We start from the raw sequence: 22,189 nt of genomic DNA on the forward strand, positions 1-22,189 counted from the left end.
CGCCTGGGGACTTGGGCGGGTGTCGCTTGGAGGCTTGCGCGGGTGTCGCCTGGGGACTTGGGCGGGTGTCGCTTGGAGGCTTGCGCGGGTGTCGCCTGGGGACTTGGGCGGGTGTCGCTTGGAGGCTTGCGCGGGTGTCGCCCGAAGGCGTTGTCGGTGGCCGGTTGAGACTCGCCATCGGCCGTGGACGGCCGTTTGATTGCGACCCAGGCCGCGGGAAGCGGCATCCCGGCCGGAGCGGGTCGGCCAATGCTCCGGCCGGGATGCCGATGCTGTCGATGGTGTTCGGGGAGGCGGTTGTTCACCGGGAGGGTTTGCCGGGTCATCCCGGGAAGGTGGCCAGTTCCTTCACAGCCATGGCGAGCCGCTGGTCGAATCCGGAGTGGACCAGTTCGCGGCAGTCGTGGTCGCCGGCGCCGGCGAGGCGGCGGATGTCGTGGATGGCGGCGCTGATGCGGTCGCGGACTTCGCGGATCATGTCGGCGGCGGTGCCGCGCCAGCCGTATGCGTCGAGAAGCAGCCGTAGTCGGCGCGGCCGGTCGGAGAAGGCGGTCCAACCTTCGGCGAAGGCGACGTCGCGGGCGTTGAGCGGCACCCAGGCGAAGGCGGTGAAGGCAAGATCGGCGTCGCGGGTGACGGGGCCGGCGAAGTCCCAGCCGACGAAGCCGGTGAGTCGCTGCCCGGAGCGGGTGGCGTTGTAGGGGGCGGCATCGTTGTGGCCGATGACGAGTCCGGGCTCCCAGGCGCCGCCTTTGCGCCATTTGGCGTCTTCTGGCGGGACGAAGTCGGTGACGGCCTCGTGGTATTCGCGCAGCCACTGAGCTACCTGCCAGAGGGTGTCGTCCTGGCGGGTCCACTCGGGCCAGGGGAGTACCGTGCCGGTCCGTACTCCCCGGAGGGTCTGCTCCTCGACGGGGGGTGCGCCGTCGAAGCCGGTGTCCTCCAGGTGCCGCAGCAGCGCCTCGACCGCGGGCGCCCACGGCTCGCCCGGTAACTCCTCGTCCTCACTCATGATCAACCTCCGGCATGGACGGTAACCCGGAGATCATGGTTCATGCATCGGCCGGGTGTCCGACCGGCGGCCGTCGAGTGACGGATGTGACCGAGGCCCGCCCCCATGTCGGGGGCGGGCCGAGAAGCCGGTCGACGGGTACGGCTGAGGCTCGCCCTTCGATCGGGGCGGGCGCGAAGCCGGTGAGTGGGCATGGCCGGGGCCTGCCCTCTTGTCGGGGCGGGCCGAAGAGCCGGTCGACGGGTACGGCTGAGGCTCACCCTTCGACCGGGGCGGGCGCGAATCCGGTGAGCGGACATGGCCGGGGCCTGCCCTCTTGCCGGGAGCGGGCCGAAGAGCCGGTCGACGGGTACGGCTGAGGCTCACCCTTCGACCGGGGCGGGCCCGAATCCGGTGAGCGGACATGACCGGGGCCCGCCCCCATGTCGGGGGCGGGCCGAAAGCCGATCAACGGATAGGGCCGCGGCCCGCCCAGAGGGCGAGCCGAACCCCGATCAGGCGAAGATCTCTCCCGCGTCCGCTTTGGCGAGCAGTAGCGCCGGCGGGCTGAACCGGTCACCATAACGCTCGGCCAACTGCCGGGCCCGGGCGACGAACCCCGGCAATCCGCCCTCGTACTGGTTGATGTACTGCAGCACACCGCCGGTCCATCCGGGGTAGCCGATGCCGAAGATGGAGCCGATGTTGGCTTCGGCGACCGACAGCAGCACCCCTTCGTCGAGGCATTTGACCGTCTCGATCGCCTCGATGAAGAGCATCCGCTCCTTGAGGTCTTCGAACGGCACGTTCACGTCGGGCTTGGCGAAGGCGGACAGTCCCGGCCACAGCCCGGTTCGTTTGCCGTCGGCGTACTCGTAGAAGCCGGCACCGCCGGAGCGGCCGGGCCGCCCGAACTCGTCGATCATCCGGTCGATGACCTGGTCGGCGGGGTGCGCCTCCCACTGCTGTCCGGCGGCTTCGGCGGCCGCCCGGTACTCGTTGCGGATCTTGCGGGGGAGGGTGAGGGTCAGCTCGTCCATCAGCTGCAGCACCGGGGCCGGGTAGCCGGCCTGGCTGCTGGCCTGTTCGATGCTGGCCGGCGCGACACCCTCGGCGAGCATCGCGATGCCCTCGTTGGTGAAGGTGCCGATCACCCGGCTGGTGAAGAAGCCGCGGCTGTCGTTGACCACGATCGGCGTCTTGCGCAGCTTGCGGACCACGTCGAGCGCACGGCGTACGGTCAGGTCGCTGGTCTTCTCGCCCTTGATCACCTCGACCAGGGGCATCTTGTCGACGGGGGAGAAGAAGTGCAGGCCGATGAAGTCGGCCTGTCGCTGGACGCCTTCGGCGAGCGCGGTGATCGGCAGCGTCGACGTGTTGGAGCAGAGCAGCGCGTCGGGCGCCACGATGCCCTCGATCTCGGCGAACACCTTGTGCTTGAGCGCCGGGTCCTCGAAGACGGCCTCGATCACCAGGTCGGCGCCGGCCAGGTCGGCCACCTGGTCGGTGGCGGTGATCAGGTCGAGCAGGGCGCGGCCCTTGTCCTCGGTGATCCGGCCGCGGCCGATGTCCTTGGCGACGATCTTCTCCGAGTAGCCCTTGCCGCGGACGGCGCCGTCGAGGGACACGTCGCGCAGCACGACCGGCAGGCTGGCGCGGGCGCAGACGTACGCGATGGCGGCGCCCATCATGCCGGCGCCGAGCACGGCCACCTTGGTGATCGGCGGTACTTCGCCGATGTCGCGCTGGCTGACCTCGTTCAGGTCGAAGAAGAACGCCTTGATCATGTTCTTGGCGACCGGCCCGGTGACCAGCTCGACGAAGTAGCGGGTCTCGATGACGAACGCGGTGTCCACATCGACCTGTGCGCCCTCGACGGCGGCGGACAGGATGTTGCGCGGCGCCGGATAGAACGCGCCTTTGAGCTGCTTGCGCAGGTTTGCCGGGAAGGCCGGCAGCATGGCGGCGAGCGCCGGGGTGGACGGGGTGCCGCCGGGGATCTTGTAGCCCTTGGTGTCCCACGGCTGAGCGGCGGCCGGGTTGGCGGCGATCCACTCGCGGGCCGAGGCGATCAGCTGTTCGGGCGTCTCCACCACCTCGTCGACGAGGCCCAGTTTGTGAGCGGCGGCGATGCGGTGCCGGGTGCCCTGCAGAAGCACCTGGGTCAGAGCGTTCACAAGACCGAGCAACCGGACGGTACGGACGACGCCGCCCCCGGCCGGAAGCAGTCCGAGGGTGACCTCGGGCAGGCCGATCTCGGTCTTCGGGTTGTTCAGTGCGATCCGCCGGTGGCAGGACAGCGCCAGTTCCAGCCCGCCGCCGAGCGCCGAGCCGTTGATGGCCGCGACGACCGGTTTGCCGAGCGTCTCGAGTCGCCGCAGCTGGCCTTTGACCTTGGTGGACAGGTCGAACACGTCCTGCCCGCGGTCGGCCGGCACGGAGCCGAGCTGGTCCAGGTCGCCGCCGGCGAACCAGGAGTTCTTTGCCGAGGTGATGATGACGCCGGTGATCTGGTCGCGTTCGGCTTCCAGGCGGGAGACGGTGGCCTCCATGCTGGCGACGTACGCGTCGTTCATGGTGTTGGCGCCGCGGCGCGGGTCGTCGAGGGTGAGCACGACGATGCCGTCGTCACCGCGGTCGTAGCGAATGGTGTCAGTCACTGTCGGTTTTCCCCTCAGAGCCGTTCGACGATGGTGGCGATGCCCATGCCGCCGCCGATGCAGAGCGTGGCCAGGCCGTACCGCCCACCGCGCCGCTCCAGCTCGTCGACGAGGGTGCCGAGGATCATGGCGCCGGTGGCGCCCAGCGGGTGGCCCATGGCGATCGCGCCGCCGTTGACGTTGACCTTCTCCGGGTCGAGTTTCATGTCGTCGATGAAGTGCAGGACGACGGCCGCGAACGCCTCGTTGATCTCGACGAGGTCGAGGTCGTCGACGGTGAGCCCGGCTTTGGCCAGGGCCTTGCGGGCGGCGGGTGCGGGGCCGGTGAGCATGATGGTCGGGTCGGCGCCGCTGAGCGCGGCGGACACGATCCGGGCGCGCGGGGTGAGCCCGGCGCGCTGGCCGGCCCGCTCGGAGCCGATCATGACCAGTGCCGCGCCGTCCACGATGCCGGACGAGTTGCCCGGGCTGTGCACGTGGTTGATCTTCTCGACCCAGTGGTATTTCTGCAGCGCCACGGCGTCGAAGCCGCCCTGGTCGCCGATGGTGGCGAAGGAGGCGGGCAGTTTGCCGAGGCTCTCCACCGTGCTGTCCGCGCGGATGTGCTCGTCGCGGTCGAGGACCAGCAGGCCGTTGCGGTCGTGGACTGCGACGACGGAGCGGTCGAAGTAGCCGTTCTGCCAGGCCTTCGCCGCTTTCTGCTGGGAGCCGACGGCGAACGCGTCGACGTCCTCACGGCTGTATCCGTCCATCGTGGCGATCAGGTCGGCGCTGATGCCCTGCGGGATGAAGTCGGTGTTCAGCGCGGTGTCCGGGTCCATCGCCCAGGCGCCGCCGTCGGAGCCCATCGGCACCCGGGACATCGACTCGACACCGCCGGCGAGGACCAGGTCCTCCCAGCCGGAGCGGATCTTCTGGGCGGCGATGTTGACCGCCTCCAGGCCGGAGCCGCAGAAGCGGTTGAGCTGGACGCCCGCCGACTCGTAGGGCAGCCCGGCGGCGAGTGCCGCGGTCTTGGCGATGTCGGCGCCCTGGTCGCCGAGCGGGGACACCACGCCGAGGACCACGTCCTCGATGTCGGCCGGGTCCACCTCCGGGTAGCGTCGCCGCAGCTCGCCGATCAGTCCCACCACCAGCGAGACGGGTTTCACCCCGTGCAGGGATCCGGTCTTCTTCCCCCGGCCGCGCGGTGTGCGCACGGCGTCGTACAGATAGGCCTCGGTCGTCATCGACTGCTCCCCTGGATGCGAATTGCGGCTAACTTTTGCCGATGTTTCCGCTAGGTGTCAAGGATATGGCGACGAACGTCGGGCGAACCACAGATCACCGTTAGGCTGTTCATCATGAGCATCGCCGCGGCCGGCGAGCCGGCCCCAGCCGAGGTCCGCAAGCGGCCGAAGAACCGTAAGACGCAGCTCGCCCTGGCCGCTGCGGAGATGTTCTGCGACCGGGGCTACCACGGGGTGAGCCTGGACGAGATCGCCACCGTGGTCGGGATCAGCGGCCCGGCCATCTACCGCCATTTTCCGAACAAGTACGCGATGCTCGTGCACGCCACCCGTCAGCTCGCCGACACCGTGCTGGCCGCCACCGACCTGCCCGACGGCCCCGATCCCGAGCGGCGGCTCGACCAGTTGCTGGCGGTGCTGGCCCGGCTCGCCGTCGAGCACCGCAAGGTGGCGGGGCTCTACCAGTGGGAGTGGCGGTATCTGACGCCCGAGCACCGGGACGAGTTCATGGTGGAGTTGGGGGTGCTGGCGGGTCGTCTGGCCGTACCGTTGCGGGAATTGCGGCCGGAGATCTCCGGCCGTGACGCGGCCGCCATGGTCCGTGCCGCTCTCAGCGTGTTCGGCAGTGTGGGCACGCACCGGGCGGCGATCGCGCGTGGCCGGGGCGAGGCGGTCCTGCGCCGCGTGGCCTGGGCGGTGCTGCGTGACGAGCCGGCGACGCCGGCGGCGCCCACGACCGAGTACCCGGAGCCGGAGCCGGCGCTGGGTGTCACCGCGCGCCGGGAGATCCTGCTGACCGAGTCGGTCAAGCTCTTTCATCGGTACGGCTACCACGCGGTCGGTGTCGAGGACATCGGCCGGGCCGCGGGCATCAACGCGTCAAGCGTCTATCGTTACTTCCCTGGCAAAGCTGACATCCTGGCCGCGGCCTTCTACCGGGCCTCGGAGCGGGTGGCCGAGTCCACCGCCGCGGCCCTGGCCGGCGCGACCGGCGACGAGGACGCGCTGCGGCGGATGGCGGAGTCCTACGTGGAGCTGACCTTCGAGCGCAGCGCGCTGGTGTCGGTCTACCTGGCGGAGAACAACAATCTGCCCGAGGCCGACCGTCATGAGCTGCGCAAGGTGCAGCGGCTGCATGTCGAGGAGTGGGTCAGGCTGCTCGGCCGGCTGCGTCCCGGGCTGCCCGTCCCGGAGGCCCGGGTGCTGGTCCACGCGGCTCTCAACCTGGTCACCGACCTGAGCCGGCTGGTTCGTTTCGATCGTCGTTCGGGCATGGACCGGCACCTCGTCCGGCTCGCCCTGACGGTGCTGCGTGCCTGATCGGCGGCGAAAAAGTTAGGCTGGATTCGCTTCTTGCCTTCCCAGGAAGTTAGTGCGCGTTTACAGTCGCGCCATAGCCGTCCGTCTTCGGCTCTCCAGGAGGCAGCTCATGGATCCCGCCCTTGCTCAGCGGTGCGCCGACATCGCCCGCGATCTGACCATTCCCGCACTGCTGCACCGCAACGCCACCGAACACCCCGACCTGCCGGCGCTCAGCGCGCTCGGCTCACCAGAGACGCTGACCTGGCGGCAACTGCGCGACGAGATCACCGTGGTCTCCCGCGGCCTCGCCGACCTGGGGCTGCGCTCCGGCGACCGGATGCTGATCATGATGTCCAGCCGGCCCGAACACTGGATCGTCGACCTGGCCGCCGCCCACCTGGGCGCGGTCCCGTCGACCGTCTACGCCACCCTCGCCACCGACCAGTTGCGCTACCTGGCCCGGCACAGCCGTGCCGAGATCGTCGTCCTGGAGAACCAGGCGGCGCTGGAGCGCTGGAAGCCGATCCTCGACGACCTGCCGGAGATCCGCCGGGTCGTGGTGGTCGACACCGAGGGCGACGACGACACCGGCCGGGTCGTCTCGCTGCGCCAGGTCGCCGTCCGCGGCTCCGCCGCACACCAGGCCGACCCGGCCGCGTTCGAGAAGGCGTGGCGGGAGGTGCGGCCGGACCAGCCGGTCACCATGCTCTACACCTCCGGCACCACCGGCGACCCCAAGGGCGTGGTGCTCACCCACCACAACGTCATCTACCAGTCCGTGGTCATGCAGCACACCATCGATACGCCCGACCACGCCGAGTCGCTGGCGTACCTGCCGCTCGCGCACATCGCCGAGCGCGTTCTCGGCGTCTACAACCCGATCTACCGGGCCGGGCACGTCACCATCTGCTCCGACCCGGCCCAGTTGCTCGCCGGGCTGGTCAAGATCCGGCCGGTGTCGTTCTTCGGCGTTCCCCGGATCTGGGAGAAGATGGTCGCCGGCGTCCAGGGGCAGCTCGCCGCCGCCGAACCGCAGATCAAGGCGGCCGTCGACATGGCACGTGAGGTGGCGCTGCAGGTTCACCGGCTACGCGGGGCCGAACAGCCGGTGCCGCAGGAGCTGGCCGCCAAACACGCCACCCTCGACGCCCAGGTGCTCAAGCCGCTGCGCGCCAAACTCGGCATGGACAACATGCTGTGGGCCGGCAGCGGGGCCGCGCCGATCCCGGTCGAGGTGCTCGACTACCTGGCCAGCATCGGGATCGAGGTGCTGGAGGTGTGGGGCATGACCGAGACCACCGGCACGGCGACGATCAACACGCCGGAGCACTTCCGCACCGGATCGGTCGGGCGGCCCAACGGCGGCATGGAGATCCGGCTCGCCGAGGACGGCGAGATCCTGGTCCGGGGGCCGCTGGTCTGCGCCGGCTACCTGCGCGCCGACGGGGGCATCGAGCCGATCACCGACGCCGACGGCTGGCTGGCCACCGGTGACGTGGGCGTCCTCGACGACGACGGCTTCCTCACCATCACCGACCGCAAGAAGGAGTTGATCATCAACTCGAGCGGGAAGAACATCTCACCCGCGCAGATCGAGAACCTGCTGCGGGCACATCCGCTCATCGCGCAGGCGGTCGCGGTGGGCGACCGGCGGCCGTACGTGACCGCGCTGATCGTCCTGGACGAGGAGATCGCCCCGCTCTGGGCACGGTCGAAGGGCCTGCCGTCCAGCGCCGTCGAGAAGCTGGCGGACGATCCGGTGCTGATCGCCGAGATCGAGGCGGCCGTGGCCGTCGCCAACGCCAAGCTGTCCCGTCCGGAGCAGGTCAAGACCTTCCGGATCCTGTCGCGTCCGTGGAGCCCGGAGACCGGGGAGCTCACCCCGACGCTGAAGCTGCGCCGCCGGGTGATCCAGGAACGCTACGCCGGCGAGATCGGCGCGCTCTACGGCGGATGAACGGCACCGGCCGGAACAGTGTTGTTCCGGCCGGTGACGTCAAAAGCACTCAGTCGCAGAAGATCCGCCAGCCCCGGGCGAAGCCGGAGTTGTAGCCACGCTCGTAGCCACGTTCGTAGGCGTTCTGGTAGTCGCCCCCGTACCGCAAGCTGTGGGCGTTCATCTTGCGGCAGAACCGCTTGGCCCGGTGGAAGCCGTCCTCGAAGCCACGGTCGAAGCCCATCCGGAAGGCCCGCCGCTCACCGAAACCCCGGTAGCGGTCGTCGTAGCGGTCCCGGTCGCGGTCCCGATCCCGGACGTTGTAATCGTCGTCATCATCCGGCGGCGGGATCACGGCGTTGACGGTGATCGTCGCGGACTCCGGCGCGGCCGTCGCGGGCGCGCCGGTGAGTGTCGTGCCCATGGTCGCCATGACGAGCGCGCCGGCGGCCAGAACACAGCTCTTGCGAAGTTTCATGAGTACTCTCCCCCGTTTGTCGCCGGCCGCTTGAACAGCGGTCCGGCACTCGGCAAAAAACTACGCCCGTAGCCCGCGGCCTTCCGGCGAAATCTCGGGGGAGAGACGTTCGGCCGGAGTTGTGAAGTCCTTCAGGTAAACGCCGAGCGGGCGGCCCCACGGAGTGCTAGGCGGCTGTGGTCCAGGCCACCAAGCTGTTCAGATGAGACGCGTTTCCCGGCGGTAGGGCATGATGATGCGGATCTCGCCGGTCGTCTCTTCGGGGGTGGATGTCGTTTTGGAGCCTGGCAACGGCCGCGTGATGAAGCGCCGCCAACTGCTGACCCTGCTGGCACTCACCGGCGCCGCGGGCTGCGGCACGGCGAGCGCGCCGGAGACGCCGCTCACGCGGGCCGGGGGAAGCGCTCCGGCGGCGCCCCCGCCGTCGTCGGCGGCCGCGCCCGCCTCGGTGCCCGCGTCACCCAGCACGAGCGCCGGTGTCGGCTCGGCGGCCAGTGCCACCTCCTCCAGTTCGCCCACGCCGTCGGCCACCACCGAAGCCGCGGCGGCCTCCGGTCGCGGCGGCGCCGTGCCCGCCCCGGCCGGCAAGGTGATGCTCGGTTCCTACCTGGCGCTCGGCGGCAAGAGCCTCAAGCAGAGCCTCGCCCTGCGCCGCCGGCAACTGGGCCGTGAGCAGCGCATCGTCAACCGTTTCTACCCGTGGGACGGCTACGTGCCCACCTCCGAGCCGGAGATCGCCCGCAGCAGCGTGCTGATGGTGTCCTGGCACGGCGCCCCCTACGCCGGCATCCTCAACGGCAGCTCGGACGGCAACATCCGCTCGGTGGCCCGCAAGCTCAAGGGCATGAGACGCCCGATCATGCTGCGCTGGGGCTGGGAGATGAACGGCGATTGGTTCGAGTGGGGCGGCGCGCCGAACGGTCGGAACGCCGCGGACTACATCAAGGCGTGGCGCCGCCTGCACCGGATCTTCGGCGAGCAGGGCGCCGACAACGTGGCCTGGGTGTGGAGCCCCAACTGGAACTCCTCGCCCAGCGCCTCCTGGAACCAGGTGCAGAAGTACTACCCCGGTGACGCCTACGTCGACTGGGTCGGCATCTCCGGCTACAACTTCTACAACGAGACGCCGTCGACGCTGTTCAATCCGGTGACCGACCGGTTCGGCGGCAAGAAGCCGATCATCCTGGCCGAGACGGCCGCTGTGCAGGGCAAAGCCAAGTGGATCAAGAAGTTGCACTCCTGGGTGGAGGACAACCCGGCGGTCGGCGCCGTGGTCTGGTTCGACACCGACATCCAGGAGGGCACCGACTACAACTTCCGCTTCGACACGGACTCCGCCGCGCTCGCCGCCTACCGCACCATGGCGCGCAGCGCACGCTTCAGCGGTTGATCTCCGGTGGTACGGGTGTGAGCACCCGTTTCACGTCAGCACCGAGCGTGCCCAGCCGACCCCGCAGCCCAGTACGAGCAACAGCAGCAGGAAGCCGGCCCGCCCCCACGGGAAGTCGACGTCCCAGTCGACGACCGCGATGGAGATGCTGAGCCACACGCACGCGGCGAAGAGAAGGCACATGAAGACGGTGACGGCGCGGATGGCCGGACTGAGGTGGGCCCAGCCGGCCCAGGCGCCCAGCACGCTCGCGCCCAGCAACAGGCCGGACAACCCGATGAAGACCGACGCGAAGCGCCAGCGCAGGGACCGGCTCATGCCCGGCATTCCACCACGGCGTCCCGTGGGCCGAAAAGGGGTGGGCCGTCGCGGGCGGGCCGGGCAGACTACCGGGCATGTCCGGATCGATCCGCAGCACCGCCGACCTGATCTCCGCCCGGAAGGCGGGGGAGCGGGTGCGGTACCTGTTCTTCTGGGGGCATCAGCCCGAGCGTGACGGCAGCGCCGGCGCCGGGTGCCTGAGCCAGTGGTTCCCGTCGGAGTTCACCGTCGACGGTGTCACGTTCGCGACCGCCGAGCACTACATGATGTGGCGCAAGGCCGTCCTGTTCGGCGATGACGTCATGGCGGGAAGGATCCTGACCGCCGGGCATCCGCACGAGGCGAAGAAGCTGGGCGGCCGGGTGGCCGGATTCGATCAGAGGACGTGGGACGAGCACCGGGTCCCGATCGTGGTGGCAGGCAACCTGGCGAAGTTCGGCGGCGACCCGGCCCTGCGCGCCTATCTGCTGAACACCGGCGACCGGGTGCTGGTCGAGGCGAGCCCGCTGGACCGGATCTGGGGCATCGGCCTGTCCCGTGACGACGAGGCGGCGTCCGACCCGCACCGCTGGCGGGGGCTGAATCTGCTCGGTTTCGCGCTCATGCGGGTGCGCGACGAGTTGCGGTAACGTCCGGGCGTGCCCATGCCACGGATCATCGAGTCCATCGACCGGAGCCGTCCGTCCTTCGAAGATGCGCGACGGCCCCGGCCGGTGCGGATCCACCTGTGGGAGCCGGACTCCGCCGCCCCGGCCCGGGTGGTGCTGCTGTCGCACGGCACCGGCGGCCGCTGATGCCATCACCCCGCCCGAGCGGATCGCGCCGCGCTACCTGGGCCTGATCCCGGGCGCCACCGGCAGCACGCTCGGCGCGGGCGTGGAGCACCACCATCTGTTCCCGGACGATCCGGCCGGCGTCGCCGTCCGTGCCGGCGTCACCGCCGGGGCGGAGGGCTTTCTCAGCCGAGAGTCAGAGTCTGACGCGGCGCGTACCCGTCCCGTTTGATCCAGTGGTCGGTGTAGACGATCCGGTCGGCGCTGATCACACCGAGCACGCAGCGCCCCGGATCGTTGAGGAAGGTGGCGCGTTCGGCGTCGTCGATCCGGGGGCCGACGACCGCCCAGTGCTCGCCGAAGCCCGGCTCGCCGGGGGCCAGCACCCGCGCGGTCCCGAAGATCTGTGCCCCGCGGCTGCTCTCCGGCCCGGTGAGCGGCGCGAAGATCCCGGCCGAGACCCGCGGGTCGGCCCGCAGATTCCGGATCTTCGGTGACGTGCCGAGCGACGTGAAGATCAGCGTGAACTCCCGTGCGAAGTAGCGGACCGGCGTGGCGTGCGGCGCCCCGTCCGGGTCGCTTGTCGCCAGCACACAGATGTTCTGTGTGGCGAACAGATTGAGGACACGCTCCGCGAGCCGGTCCCGTTCCAGCGTGCGGGTTGGTTTGATCGTCACCCCCACAGCAAACACCCGGGCGCCCACCGCGTGATCGGCGGGCGCCCGGGGTGTGGCGACGGTGCGGGCCGGTCAGCCGCCGAGGCTGGCGGCGGCGGAGCGGATCGCGGCGGAGAAGTAGCTGACCTGGGTGTAGACGCCCGGCTTGTTCGGGCGGGCGCAGCCGTCGCCCCAGCTGACGATGCCGACCTGGACCCAACCGGACGCGCCCTGGCGGAACATCGGGCCGCCGGAGTCACCCTGGCAGGTGTCGACGCCGCCGGAGGTGTAGCCGGCGCAGATCTCCTCGGCGGCGATCACCTCGCCGCCGTACATGGAGGAGGAGTTGCAGGTGGCGTCGCTGACGAACGGCACGTTGGCCTTGAGCAGGTAGCGCTGCTGGGCGCCGCCTTCCCGGGCCGCGCCCCAGCCGGCCACGGTGAACGTGCCGCTGTCGTACGCGGTGGACGTCACGATCGGCAGTGTGGCGATCCCGGTCACCGGGCTGGCGAGGCGGATGAACGCCCAGTCGTCACCATTGCCGTTGTAGCCGGGCGCCCGGTGCACGTAGTTCGACCGGCGGGTGATGCGGCTTGCCGACTGGAGGTCGACGACGCCGAGGGTGGCCGTGATCGACGTGTTGGCGCCGGTACGGCTGACGCAGTGGGCGGCGGTGAGCACCAGGGTCGGGCTGTAGAGCGCGCCGCCGCAGCCCATCGAGAGCCGGACCATCCACGGGAACTCTCCCAGCGCGGCGCGGGTGCCGCCGACCACGTACGGGGTGACGGGGTCCGAAGCCGCCGCCGGGGTGGGGGACATGGTGGCGGCGGTGACGACCGCGGCCAGCATTGCCAGAAGGGTTCGCCATCTGCGCATCTCGGTTCTCCTCTGATCCGGGGTGCCCCGAGCCTTTCATTGACGATGATGAATATAAACATCCCGGCTCGCTTATACCGTGGGCGGAGCCGACGCAGAAGCACGCCGGTCCGGCGGCCACCGGGGCCGCCGGACCGAGCGCGGCTAACAGTAGGTGGACTGCTTGTTGATCACCTTGTACGGGCAGTCCGCGGCCTCGGCCAGCATCAGCGCGGCCTCCCGGTTGCGGGCGGTCTGCGTCGGGATCACGCTGGCCGGCGGGTAGAAGCCGCCGCCGGAGGCGCTGCCCGGGTACAGCTCGAACGTGTACGCGAAGATCTTGTGCGCGCCCCACAGCCAGTCGAGCGAGTCACCGTCGGTGATGTAGAGGTCGCTGGACTGCTGCGGGGTGTAGCCGTTGGTGGCCGCCATCTGCCGGCCCAGCGTGGCGAACGTGTTGGCCTGGTCGGCGTTCATGCCGGTGGCGGTGTTCGCCGTGGTGTGCCCGTACGGCCACAGCACCAACTGTGAGTAGGAGTGGAAGTCGATCGCGGCCTTGATCTGCTGCACCCCGCCGACGACCCGGCTGTTGACGAAGTCCCGGATCACCCGGGTCTCCGGCGCCGAGAACGCGGACGGCCCGCGGTAGGTGGCCGACGACGTGCTGCCGGACGAGCCGCCGCAGCAGCCCCAGTTGTAGCCGTAGTTGCGGTTCAGGTCGGTGCCGACGTAGCTGGAGCCGCTGTTGGGCTGCCGGTTCTTGCGCCACGACCGGTAGCTGCCGGTGGCGATGTCGTACTCGACACCGTCCGGGTTGACCATCGGGATGATCCAGATCTCCCGGCTGTTCACGATGTTCTTCACCCGGGTGTCGGTGGCGTACGACCGGGTGAACTGGCCGAGCAGGTAGAGCGCCTGCTCCACGGTCATGTGCTCGCGGGCGTGGTGGTTGGCGTCGAACAGCACCTCGGGCTCGGACTCGTCGGTGCCGACGTTGTCGGAGATCTTCACGGCCACGATCTGCCGGCCCTCGTACGACGTGCCGAGCACCCGCTTGCTGGCGATCGCCGGGAACGCGGCCACCACCGAGTTGATCTCGGCGATCGTCTCGGCGTAGTTGTGGTAGGCCGAGTCGGCGGGCGGGAAGTCGAGCGTGCGCAGCACCGGCTCGACGGTGAAACCGAGCCGCTTGAGCCGGGACACCTCGGCGCCGGTGGCGGTCACCGTCGCGACGCCGTGCTCGATGTCCTCGATCGCCGCGCCGACCCGGGCGATCGTGGTGCGCTGGGCGAGCGTGCGGACGTCGTAGATCTCGTACTCGCCGGCCGGGTCGGGCACCGGTTCGGCGGTGGCGGGAGAGGAAGCGCTGATCGCCGCGGTCGCGCACATCGCGACCGCGGCGAGCACCGCGAAGGACCGTCGTCTCATGAACGACCTCCGGATCTGGGGGAGATGGTGCTCACAGCAAACCCCCAGGGATAGAAGGTCAGCAATGCATCAGGCCATGTCAATATTCCCCTGATCCTGACGTGATGGACGGCGCAGCTCGGCCGGCAGATCGTCCGGCGGGGGCGGTGCGCCCAGATCGGACGGCCGGTACCCGTCCGGATAGCCGGGATACGTGCGATTGCTGCCCGGCCGGGCCAGCACCGACTCACGGCGCGGCGGGAAGAACCGCAACGCCGCCGCCCGCGCCCGCAGACCGGCCCCGGCCAGGGCGCCCACCCACGGCGGCGCCGGCTCGAAACCGAAAGCCCGCAGCATCCGGTCGTCCAGCATCCCGCGCACACCCAGGCGCACCGCGGGCCGGGCGAACCCCGGGAACCAGCCGGCGAACAGGCCGACCGTGTACTCGCCGATCTCCCGGTTGGTGTCCGAATAGACGAAGTGCTTCTGCTCGTACGAATCCTTGAAGTTCCGGAAATCGGGGAAGGAGCCCGGGATGTCCTTGATGCCCATCCGCTTGCCGACCTCGCGGTAGTAGAAGTAGGCCGCCAGCTTCTCGTGGGAGTGCAGCGGCCGCCAGCCGTAGCGGGTGATCCAGTCGATCGGGTCGTAGACGAACGTCGACAGCACGTAGAGCATGTCGTCGTTGCTGATCGCGTAGCGGCCGTGCGCCCGGTTCACCACCCTCAGCGCCTCCCGGCCGCGCTCGGAGTCGTAACCGTGCGCCGCCATCTCCGCCATCAGCAGCGCCGTGTCGTCGTACCGTCGCTGCGGTCTGTCCCGGAACTCGCCGGTCGCCGCCAGCAGCTTCGAGATGCTCGGCACGCAGTAGGTGCGGAACAGCGCGAACTCCAGCGCCCGGGTGTAGTCCCAAGGGAACTCCCGCCCCGACGAGATCTGGTAGATCTCCAGGTGGTCGGACTCGGGGTCGAGCGAGGCGATGTGTCTCACCAGGTCGAAACGGCCCATCTCAGCTGATCAACTCCTTCACACGGGCGATCTGGCGCAGCGGGTCACCGAACGGGATCACGTTCAGCACGGTCACTCCGGCCTCCTTGTACGCGGCGATCCGGTCCCGGACGTACGCCTCCGGGCCGATCAGGCTGGTCAGCTCCAGCAACTCGTCGGGAACCGCGGCCGCCGCCTCCTGCTTGTGCCCGGACAGGTACAGCTCCTGAATGCGGTCGGCGGCGGCCTCGAACCCGTACCGGCTGACCACGTCGTGATAGAAGTTGCGGCCCCTGGCGCCCATCCCGCCGACGTAGAGCGCGACGATCGGCCGGGCCAGATCACGCAGGCCGGCCACGTCGTCGCCGATCGCCAGCGGCCCGCCCGCCACCACCTCCAGCGGCGCCAGGCCGGCATCGCGTTTCATCGTGCCCTCGGCCAGCGCCTCGCCCCACACCCCGGCGGCGCGCTCCGGGACGAACAGGAACGGCAGCCAGCCGTCGGCGATCTCCGCGGTCATCCGTACGTTCGCCGCGCCCAGTGACGCCACGTAGACCGGGATCCGGTCGCGCACCGGACGGGTGAGGATCTTCAGCGGCTTGCCGAGACCGCCGGGCAGCGGCATCCGGTAGAGACCGTCGTGTTCGATCACCTCACGCCGCCACACCGCACGGCAGATCTCGATGATCTCCCGGGTCCGGCCGACCGGCTTGTCGTAGGGCACCCCGTGCCAGCCCTCCACCACCTGCGGGCCGGACGCGCCCAGCCCCAGGATCGCCCGGCCGCCGGACATCGCGTCCAGCCCGGCCGCCGTCTGCGCCAGCAGCGCCGGGGTCCGCGAGTAGATCGGCAGGACCGCCGAGCCGATCTCCACCCGCTCGGTCTTCGCCGCCAGATAGCCCATGATCGTGGGAGCGTCGAACCCGTACGCCTCCGCCACCCACAGGATGTCGAGTCCCGCCCGCTCCCAGCCGGCCACCTCGTCCGCGGTCGCCCGTGGATCTCCCGCATACATCAGCGTCGTTGCCAGGCGCATCGTCAACCTCCCGTGTTTTTGATATTTGATACGGTGAAGCCCGATAAAGCGAGAGGTAGACGGACATGCTCTCCGAAGAGGTCGCATCAGCGCTGCGCAATCGGATCATGTCCGGCGAGCTTCGTCCCGGCGCCCGCATCAGGCTCGAGGAGGTCGCCGCCGGCCTCGGAGTCAGTATCACCCCGGTGCGGGAGGCGTTGTTGACGCTGCGCGGCGAGGACATGGTCATCCTGGAGCCGCGCAAGGGATACGTGGTGGCGCCGCTGTCCCGGCAGGACATCCTCGACGTCTTCCAGTTGCAGGGCGACATCGCCGGCGAACTCGCCGCCCGGGTGGCCGTCGCGATCAGCGAAGCCCAGCTCGCCGAACTGCGGGTGGCGCACGCCAAGGTGGCCCGCGCCCGGCGCGCCGCCGACGTCGAGACCCTCGAGTACGAGTTCCATCGCGCCGTGAACCGGATGGCCCACTCCCGCAAACTCAGCTGGTTCCTGCGCACCGCCACCCGCTACACCCCGGCCCGGGTCTACTCCGCCGACCCCGGCTGGCGCGAGGGCATGCGCACCGACCACGAGGCGTTGCTCACCGCCTTCGCCGGGGCCGACGCGGACGCCGCCCGTACGGCGATGACCAGGCACTTCACCGACGGGGCGGAGCGCCTGGTCAAACACCTCGACGGCCTCGCCGTCTGGGACTGAGACCCGCGTGTGGGTTTCAGGCGCGTACCGCGCCCGAACCCCACACACCGGTCAGCGCCCGTGACGCATCCGGAACAGTTTCACCGCCCGCGCCATCACCTTCGGATCCCGGTCCAGCCGCATCAGATCCAGCGGCGCGTGGAACCGCTGCCGCGTCACCGACTGCGCCCGGGAGAACTCGCGCAGCCCGTCCGCCCCGTGGATGCGCCCGAACCCGGAGTCACCCACCCCGCCGAACGGCAGTGACGGCACCCCGGCGAAACCCAGCACCGCGTTGATCGACGCGGCACCGGTACGCAGCCGCCGCGCGATCCCGGTCGCCGCGTGCGTGTCCTTCGTGAAGATCGACGCGGCCAGCCCGTACTTCACGGCGTTGGCCCGGCGGACCGCCTCGTCGAGATCGGCGACCGGGTTCACCACCAGCGTCGGCCCGAACGTCTCCTCGGTCACCGCCACGCTGTCCTCCGGCACGTCTGCCAGCACCACCGGCGCGATCCGGGCGCCCCGCACCGACTCCGGCCCGCCGACGATCGCCCGGCCGCCGCGGGCCAGCGCGTCCTCGATGTGCGCCAGGACGATCGCCGGCTGCTCCGGGGTGGTCATCGGGCCGTACGACGCCGACTCCGCGAGCTTCTCCAACCGGTTCAGGAAGTCCTCGTAGACGGAACGGACCACGTACACCCGCTCCACTCCCGCGCACGTCTGCCCCGAATTGCCGAACCCGCCGAACGCCGCGGCCCGCGCCGCCGCGTCCAGATCGGCGTCGGCCGCCACGATCAGCGCGTCCTTCCCGCCGCCCTCCACCACCAGCGGCGTCAACGTCTCCGCGCACGTCGCCATCACCTTGCGGGCGGTCGCCGCCGACCCGGTGAACGCGATCTTGTCCACTCCGGACCAGCACAGCGCCGCCCCGGTCGTGCCGTCACCGACCAGCGCCTGCAGCACCGGCTTCTCGCCCGGCCACGCGTCGGCCAGCCACTCGCCGGTGCCCGGAGTGTGCTCGCTCGGCTTGAACACCACGGCGTTGCCGGCGGCCAGCGCGTACGACACCGAACCCAGTGGCGTGTAGACCGGATAGTTCCACGGCCCGATCACCCCGACCACACCGAGCGGCAGGTACTCCAGAGTCGCCACGTGGTTCGCCGCCAGCATCCCGGACGGCACCTTCCGCCGGCCCAGCACCTTGCCGGCGCTGCGGGCCGCCCAGTCCAGATGCTCGACCGCGAGCATCACCTCCAGGACCGCGTCGTCGACCGGTTTGCCGGTCTCCGCGGCGATCAGGGCGGCCAGTTCCTCGATCCGGGTGGCGATCGCCCGTTTCCAGGCGAGCAACCGCACCCGGCGCTCCCTGAAACTCAGGCCGCCCCACCAGCGGGCGGCTTCCCGGGCCCGGTCGACGGCGGCCCGGACAGCCGCGCCGTCGGCGACCGGGTACTCCCCGACGACGTCCGTGGTGCCGGGTGAGTAGGAGCGCAAGACAGTGCCCATAGCGAACTCCCGACGCTGAAAATTTGATATTTGATATGTTACGGTCGCTGTCAACAACGCGCCTCACCTGCGCAAATCATCGGAAGGTGATGACATGGGCATCGATCTAACAGATGAGCAGCGGGCCTTCGTGGACGCCGTCGCCGACTTCTGCCGCCGCGAGGCCGGCACCCGCGAGCAACGCGGCGACGGCCCCCACCACCCGGACATCTACCGCAAGATGGCCGACCTCGGCTGGCTCGGCGTCACCGTCCCCGACCAGTACGGCGGGGCCGGCGCCGGCATGGTCGACACCTGTCTCTTCCTCGAACAGGTCGGCTACGGACAGGCCCCCGTCGGAGGCTTCACCACCAGCGCCATCGTCGCCGCCGCCGTCGAACGCTCCGGCAGCGAACCGCAGAAGAAGACCGTCCTCGGCGGCCTCGCCACCGGCCGCGTCTACGCCATCGCCATGTCCGAACCGGAAGCCGGCTCCGACGTCGCCAACCTCTCCTGCCGGGCCGTGCTCACCGACGACGGCTACGTCATCAACGGCCAGAAGACGTGGTGCTCCAACGCCCACATCGCCGACGCCATCCTGCTGGTCGCCCGCACCTCGGGCAGCCCCGGCGACCATCACGGCCTCACCATGCTGCTCGTCCCCACCGACACGCCCGGCCTGCGGGTCAGCGGCATCGAGACGATGGGCGGCCGCGAGGTCAACGACCTCTACTTCACCGACTGCACCGTCCCCGCCGACGCCGTCGTCGGCACCGTCGACCGCGGCTGGCAGCAACTCATGGCCGGCCTCAACGTCGAACGCCTCATCCTCGCCGCCCTCATGCTCGGCACCGCCCAGCGCGCCTTCGACGACGCCCTCGACTTCATCAAGCAGCGCAAACAGTTCGGCCGCCCGGTCGGCTCCTTCCAGGCGCTACGCCACCGCGTCGCCGACCTCGCCACCGAGATCGAATGCTGCCGCCTCCTGGTCCACCGCGTGGCCACCCTCACCGACCGCGACCCGCACCAGGTCCTCCCGCGCGAGAGCTCCATGGTCAAACTCAAGACCACCGAAGTCGCCCGCCAGGTCGCCCTCGCCGGCATGCAGATGATGGGCGGCTACGGCTACGCCACCGAATACGACATGGAACGCCACGTCCGAGCCACCCTCGTCAGCACCGTCTACGGCGGCACCAGCGAAATCCAGCGCGACATCATCGGCAAGACCTACGGCCTGTAACTCTCGCTCTCCGGCGGGTCCCGCTTTCCATCAACCCCGTTTCCGGTACGCGTGAAACCGCCAACCAGAAGCAACGACGGCCGTTCCGCCGGTGCGGAGCGGCCGTCTGCCGGGTCAAGCCCGCGGCGCCCGCTGCGGGCTGATCCGGCGGTCAAGCTCCAGGGGTCGGCAGCTCCGCCCGGTGGGGAGGCAGAGGCTTGACCCGGCAGGTGGTCGCGGGGAGCGGGCGGGGCGGTGTTCCTGCTTTCGGGGGCTGCGATGCCCGTACCGGAAAATGGAGGAGTGACCCACGTGCTGAGTGAGAGAGACCGGGAATCACTCCCGAAGCGTTCGGCCGCGTGATCGAGAGCGAGGACCTGGAGCTGGTGAGGTCCTGGCCGGTGCCCTGGAGCCGTCGCCCGAGATGCGGATCTACGGTCCCCGGCTGCGGATGCGGGCCGCTCAGGCCCGGACAGGCGACGAGACGGCGCCCCACCGTTCGGCAGTGTTGCGGGAGATCGCCGAACGCTGCGATCCGGGCGGTCGCTAGGCTGTCGCGCGAGTGGGGGTTCGTAGCGCAGAGGTCGTCGCGCCACCCATCAAGGTGGAAGACGCCGGTTCGAATCCGGCCGGCCCTCACTCCCCTTCCGCGATCATCTCCTCGTACTCCTCGTCGGTGGCGCCGCGCAGCTCCCCGGTCGCCGGATCCTGGACGAGCCACGGCTGGTAGAGCCGTCCCTCAGCCCACTTGGCGAACCAGTCGACGACCGTCATGTGCTGCGGAAACGCCTCAGCCGCATCGAATCCGTTCGGGTCGTAGCCCCAGACCTGGCCGTCGTCGAGGTGCAGGTCACTGGAGATCCCGCAGCCCCAGTCGCAGAGCATCAGACTCCCGTGCCGAAGCCCGACGGTCGCGTCGATCTGCCCGGTCTTGTGCCCGCCGCGCAGCCCGAGCAACCCGTAGCCCGGCCCGAACCCACCGTTGCCGACTTCGGTATAGAGCCGTTTGAGCAGGTAGGGAAGCGGCCGCCCGGCGATCTGCTCAGCCTCGGCGACCACCTCGGCGGTGGCCGGCGGATACCGCTTGGCCGGGCCACCGGACTCCATCTCGACGTACTCGTCCGCAAGCTTGCGAACCACGGCCTCGAAAACCTGATCTTCCCGGATCCCCATCCGCGCAGCGTATCCACCGCGGACACCCGCACACACGGGAAGGGGATCGACACATCACGTTGGGCTGCCGCTGTGATGTGTCTCGCCGATATGTCAAGGTTTGAGGCCGATCAAGGCCTGGCCGGTCTCCGCGTCGAAGGGCACCGACTCGTGATCGTGGACGATCAGCCACCGGCCGTCGATGCGGCGGCACCCGAGCGTCGCCCGCACCCACATGTCCACCTCGCCGCCGCCTTTCAGCGTGCCGCTCACGTGATAGAGGAACGAGCAGAACCCGACATCGGAGTCCACGGTGACGTTCAGATCACGGACCTCGTAGCCGATCCCGGACTCATAAGCGTCGAACCACGCCCGGGTGGCCGCCTCGACAGCGCCGTTACCCTTCGCGTGCAGCGGTGGCAGCACGTTGAACGTGATGATGTCCGGATGCTGCCGGGCCGCCAGCGGGGCCGGATCCTTCGCCGCCACCGCCGCCACCCGTTCCTCGACCAGAGCGCGCAGTTCCGCTTCACCGTCCATTCCCGCCCGTTACCCCGCCTGCCGTCCGCATAATCGGCTTCCCGGGATCGGCCTCCGCGCTCAACGCGAGGTCCGATTCTCGCTAGCCAGTGCCGCGCGGCACGCTTAGCTTTCCCTCATGAACCCAGCTTTCGTACGCCCGGAGCGCGCCGCCATCGCCGCGGCAGCCGTCGCGGTGGTGTTGTGGGCGTCCGCGTTCGTCGGAATCCGGGCGGCCGCCCCCCATTTCGCCCCCGGTTCGCTGGCCCTGGGCCGTCTGCTGGCCGGCGCCGTGACCCTGCTGATCTTTCTGCTGATCAGCCGCCAGGGCTTTCCGCCGAGAGCGGCCTGGCCGGGCATCGTGGTGTCCGGAGTCGTGTGGTTCGGCGGCTACATGGTCGCCCTGAACTGGGGCGAGGAGCTGGTGGACGCGGGCACCGCCGCGATGCTGGTCAACGTGGGCCCGGCGATCATGGCCCTGCTCGCCGGATGGCTGCTGCACGAGGGTTTCCCGCCCCGCCTGCTGGCCGGGATCGCGGTGTCCTTCGCCGGTACGGTCATCGTCGGGTTCTCGATGTCCGGCGGCGGCGGTTCCTCGGTCCTGGGAGTGGTCCTGTGCCTGGTGGCGGCGGTGAGCTACGCCACGGGGGTGGTCGCGCAGAAGCCCGCCCTGCGTCACGCGTCCGCGTTGCAGGCGACCACGTTCGGCTGCGTGATCGGCGCGGTAGCGTGCCTGCCGTTCGCCGGCCAGCTGGTCTCGGACGTGCGGTCGGCGCCGATCGGGATCACCCTCAACGTGGTCTACCTGGGCATCTTCCCCACCGCTGTCGCGTTCACGACCTGGGCGTACGCGCTGGCCCACACGACCGCGGGAAAGATGGGCTCGACCACCTACGCCGTTCCCGCGGTGGTCGTCCTGATGTCGTGGCTGATCCTCGGCGAGGTTCCCGGTTGGCTGACCCTGGCCGGCGGCGCCCTGTGCCTGGCCGGTGTGGCCGTGTCCCGTAGCCGTCCCGCCCGCGACCGGCGGCCGGAACCGGCCGGGGCGAGCCGGAGCTGATACCGGCGTTGCGTTGAGCCGTCACCCTCGGGGCTTCGCCGGAGCCGGTGGGGTGC

Annotated in this window: 22 protein-coding genes and 1 tRNA gene; 9 read left to right on the top strand and 14 right to left on the bottom strand. The window is 70.0% G+C overall.

Features of this window, described 5'->3' with window-relative positions; translation table 11 throughout:
• Positions 1-322: 322 nt before the first annotated feature.
• The 3 genes from AB0I88_RS23150 to AB0I88_RS23160 all read right to left on the bottom strand — a co-directional run bounded on the left by AB0I88_RS23150 (position 323) and on the right by AB0I88_RS23160 (position 4,880).
• Complete coding sequence (locus tag AB0I88_RS23150) at positions 323-1,012, bottom strand: phosphotransferase (RefSeq protein WP_361028019.1); 690 nt, start codon at positions 1,010-1,012, stop codon at positions 323-325.
• Positions 1,013-1,506: 494 nt separating this feature from the next.
• Positions 1,507-3,651 (bottom strand): 3-hydroxyacyl-CoA dehydrogenase NAD-binding domain-containing protein, encoded by a 2,145-nt coding sequence (locus AB0I88_RS23155; protein WP_361028022.1) that lies wholly within the window; start codon positions 3,649-3,651, stop codon positions 1,507-1,509.
• A 14-nt stretch (positions 3,652-3,665) separates the two neighbouring features.
• The gene (locus AB0I88_RS23160; RefSeq protein ID WP_361028025.1) at positions 3,666-4,880 is read right to left on the bottom strand and encodes an acetyl-CoA C-acetyltransferase; all 1,215 of its coding nucleotides are present in this window, start codon (positions 4,878-4,880) and stop codon (positions 3,666-3,668) included.
• A gap of 114 nt (positions 4,881-4,994) precedes the next feature.
• Between AB0I88_RS23160 and AB0I88_RS23165 the strand changes: the two genes are divergently transcribed.
• Together AB0I88_RS23165 and AB0I88_RS23170 are read left to right on the top strand one after the other, a co-directional pair.
• On the top strand, positions 4,995-6,200 hold the full coding sequence (locus AB0I88_RS23165; RefSeq protein WP_361028028.1) for a TetR family transcriptional regulator: 1,206 nt from the start codon (positions 4,995-4,997) through the stop codon (positions 6,198-6,200).
• Between the two features lie 109 nt (positions 6,201-6,309).
• Positions 6,310-8,139, top strand: a complete 1,830-nt coding sequence (locus AB0I88_RS23170; RefSeq protein ID WP_361028031.1) for an AMP-dependent synthetase/ligase — start codon at positions 6,310-6,312, stop codon at positions 8,137-8,139.
• A gap of 49 nt (positions 8,140-8,188) precedes the next feature.
• On the opposite strand, the gene AB0I88_RS23175 is transcribed toward AB0I88_RS23170, so the two are convergent.
• Positions 8,189-8,596, bottom strand: coding sequence for a hypothetical protein (locus AB0I88_RS23175; RefSeq protein ID WP_361028033.1), 408 nt, complete (start codon positions 8,594-8,596; stop codon positions 8,189-8,191).
• A gap of 198 nt (positions 8,597-8,794) precedes the next feature.
• Positions 8,795-9,115, bottom strand: a complete 321-nt coding sequence (locus AB0I88_RS23180; protein ID WP_361028036.1) for a hypothetical protein — start codon at positions 9,113-9,115, stop codon at positions 8,795-8,797.
• A gap of 49 nt (positions 9,116-9,164) precedes the next feature.
• Here AB0I88_RS23180 and AB0I88_RS23185 point away from each other — a divergent pair, with 49 nt between their 5' ends.
• Positions 9,165-9,986: a glycosyl hydrolase gene (locus tag AB0I88_RS23185; protein WP_361028039.1), complete on the top strand. Its 822-nt coding sequence runs from the start codon at positions 9,165-9,167 to the stop codon at positions 9,984-9,986.
• A gap of 30 nt (positions 9,987-10,016) precedes the next feature.
• Here AB0I88_RS23185 and AB0I88_RS23190 read toward each other — a convergent pair whose 3' ends face one another.
• Complete coding sequence (locus AB0I88_RS23190; RefSeq protein ID WP_361028042.1) at positions 10,017-10,304, bottom strand: hypothetical protein; 288 nt, start codon at positions 10,302-10,304, stop codon at positions 10,017-10,019.
• 77 nt (positions 10,305-10,381) lie between these two features.
• On the opposite strand from AB0I88_RS23190, the gene AB0I88_RS23195 reads away from it, so the two are divergent.
• Together AB0I88_RS23195 and AB0I88_RS23200 are read left to right on the top strand one after the other, a co-directional pair.
• The gene (locus AB0I88_RS23195; RefSeq protein ID WP_361028045.1) at positions 10,382-10,936 is read left to right on the top strand and encodes an NADAR family protein; all 555 of its coding nucleotides are present in this window, start codon (positions 10,382-10,384) and stop codon (positions 10,934-10,936) included.
• Between the two features lie 9 nt (positions 10,937-10,945).
• Positions 10,946-11,101, top strand: a complete 156-nt coding sequence (locus tag AB0I88_RS23200) for a hypothetical protein (RefSeq protein WP_361028048.1) — start codon at positions 10,946-10,948, stop codon at positions 11,099-11,101.
• Between the two features lie 164 nt (positions 11,102-11,265).
• Here AB0I88_RS23200 and AB0I88_RS23205 read toward each other — a convergent pair whose 3' ends face one another.
• The 5 genes from AB0I88_RS23205 to AB0I88_RS23225 form a co-directional block, all read right to left on the bottom strand.
• Positions 11,266-11,757, bottom strand: coding sequence for a pyridoxamine 5'-phosphate oxidase family protein (locus AB0I88_RS23205; RefSeq protein ID WP_361028051.1), 492 nt, complete (start codon positions 11,755-11,757; stop codon positions 11,266-11,268).
• Positions 11,758-11,829: 72 nt separating this feature from the next.
• A complete protein-coding gene (locus AB0I88_RS23210; protein ID WP_361028054.1) occupies positions 11,830-12,612 on the bottom strand; it encodes a serine protease in 783 nt (260 codons plus the stop codon).
• Between the two features lie 144 nt (positions 12,613-12,756).
• Complete coding sequence (locus tag AB0I88_RS23215) at positions 12,757-14,019, bottom strand: M14 family metallopeptidase (protein ID WP_361028057.1); 1,263 nt, start codon at positions 14,017-14,019, stop codon at positions 12,757-12,759.
• A 69-nt stretch (positions 14,020-14,088) separates the two neighbouring features.
• Positions 14,089-15,006: an oxygenase MpaB family protein gene (locus AB0I88_RS23220; protein ID WP_361028060.1), complete on the bottom strand. Its 918-nt coding sequence runs from the start codon at positions 15,004-15,006 to the stop codon at positions 14,089-14,091.
• A 1-nt stretch (position 15,007) separates the two neighbouring features.
• Positions 15,008-16,021: an LLM class F420-dependent oxidoreductase gene (locus AB0I88_RS23225; protein WP_361028063.1), complete on the bottom strand. Its 1,014-nt coding sequence runs from the start codon at positions 16,019-16,021 to the stop codon at positions 15,008-15,010.
• Between the two features lie 65 nt (positions 16,022-16,086).
• On the opposite strand from AB0I88_RS23225, the gene AB0I88_RS23230 reads away from it, so the two are divergent.
• A complete protein-coding gene (locus AB0I88_RS23230; protein ID WP_361028066.1) occupies positions 16,087-16,716 on the top strand; it encodes a GntR family transcriptional regulator in 630 nt (209 codons plus the stop codon).
• Positions 16,717-16,767: 51 nt separating this feature from the next.
• Here the strand turns inward: AB0I88_RS23230 and AB0I88_RS23235 are convergent, their stop codons facing one another.
• Positions 16,768-18,204 (bottom strand): aldehyde dehydrogenase family protein, encoded by a 1,437-nt coding sequence (locus tag AB0I88_RS23235; RefSeq protein WP_361028069.1) that lies wholly within the window; start codon positions 18,202-18,204, stop codon positions 16,768-16,770.
• Positions 18,205-18,298: 94 nt separating this feature from the next.
• Here AB0I88_RS23235 and AB0I88_RS23240 point away from each other — a divergent pair, with 94 nt between their 5' ends.
• Together AB0I88_RS23240 and AB0I88_RS23245 are read left to right on the top strand one after the other, a co-directional pair.
• Positions 18,299-19,423 carry an acyl-CoA dehydrogenase family protein gene (locus tag AB0I88_RS23240; protein ID WP_361028072.1) on the top strand — a complete coding sequence of 375 codons (1,125 nt, stop codon included), beginning with the start codon at positions 18,299-18,301 and terminating at the stop codon, positions 19,421-19,423.
• Between the two features lie 543 nt (positions 19,424-19,966).
• Positions 19,967-20,041: transfer RNA gene (locus AB0I88_RS23245), tRNA-OTHER, on the top strand.
• Here the strand turns inward: AB0I88_RS23245 and AB0I88_RS23250 are convergent.
• Both AB0I88_RS23250 and AB0I88_RS23255 read right to left on the bottom strand, forming a co-directional pair.
• A complete protein-coding gene (locus tag AB0I88_RS23250) occupies positions 20,039-20,575 on the bottom strand; it encodes a hypothetical protein (RefSeq protein ID WP_361028075.1) in 537 nt (178 codons plus the stop codon). The genes AB0I88_RS23245 and AB0I88_RS23250 overlap by 3 nt on opposite strands.
• Before the next feature lie 93 nt (positions 20,576-20,668).
• Positions 20,669-21,094 (bottom strand): SgcJ/EcaC family oxidoreductase, encoded by a 426-nt coding sequence (locus AB0I88_RS23255; protein WP_361028078.1) that lies wholly within the window; start codon positions 21,092-21,094, stop codon positions 20,669-20,671.
• Positions 21,095-21,212: 118 nt separating this feature from the next.
• On the opposite strand from AB0I88_RS23255, the gene AB0I88_RS23260 reads away from it, so the two are divergent.
• Positions 21,213-22,133 (top strand): DMT family transporter, encoded by a 921-nt coding sequence (locus AB0I88_RS23260; RefSeq protein WP_361028081.1) that lies wholly within the window; start codon positions 21,213-21,215, stop codon positions 22,131-22,133.
• Positions 22,134-22,189 lie beyond the last annotated feature (56 nt).

The organism is Actinoplanes sp. NPDC049802 (genome assembly GCF_040656595.1).
Classification (GTDB): Bacteria; Actinomycetota; Actinomycetes; order Mycobacteriales; family Micromonosporaceae; genus Actinoplanes.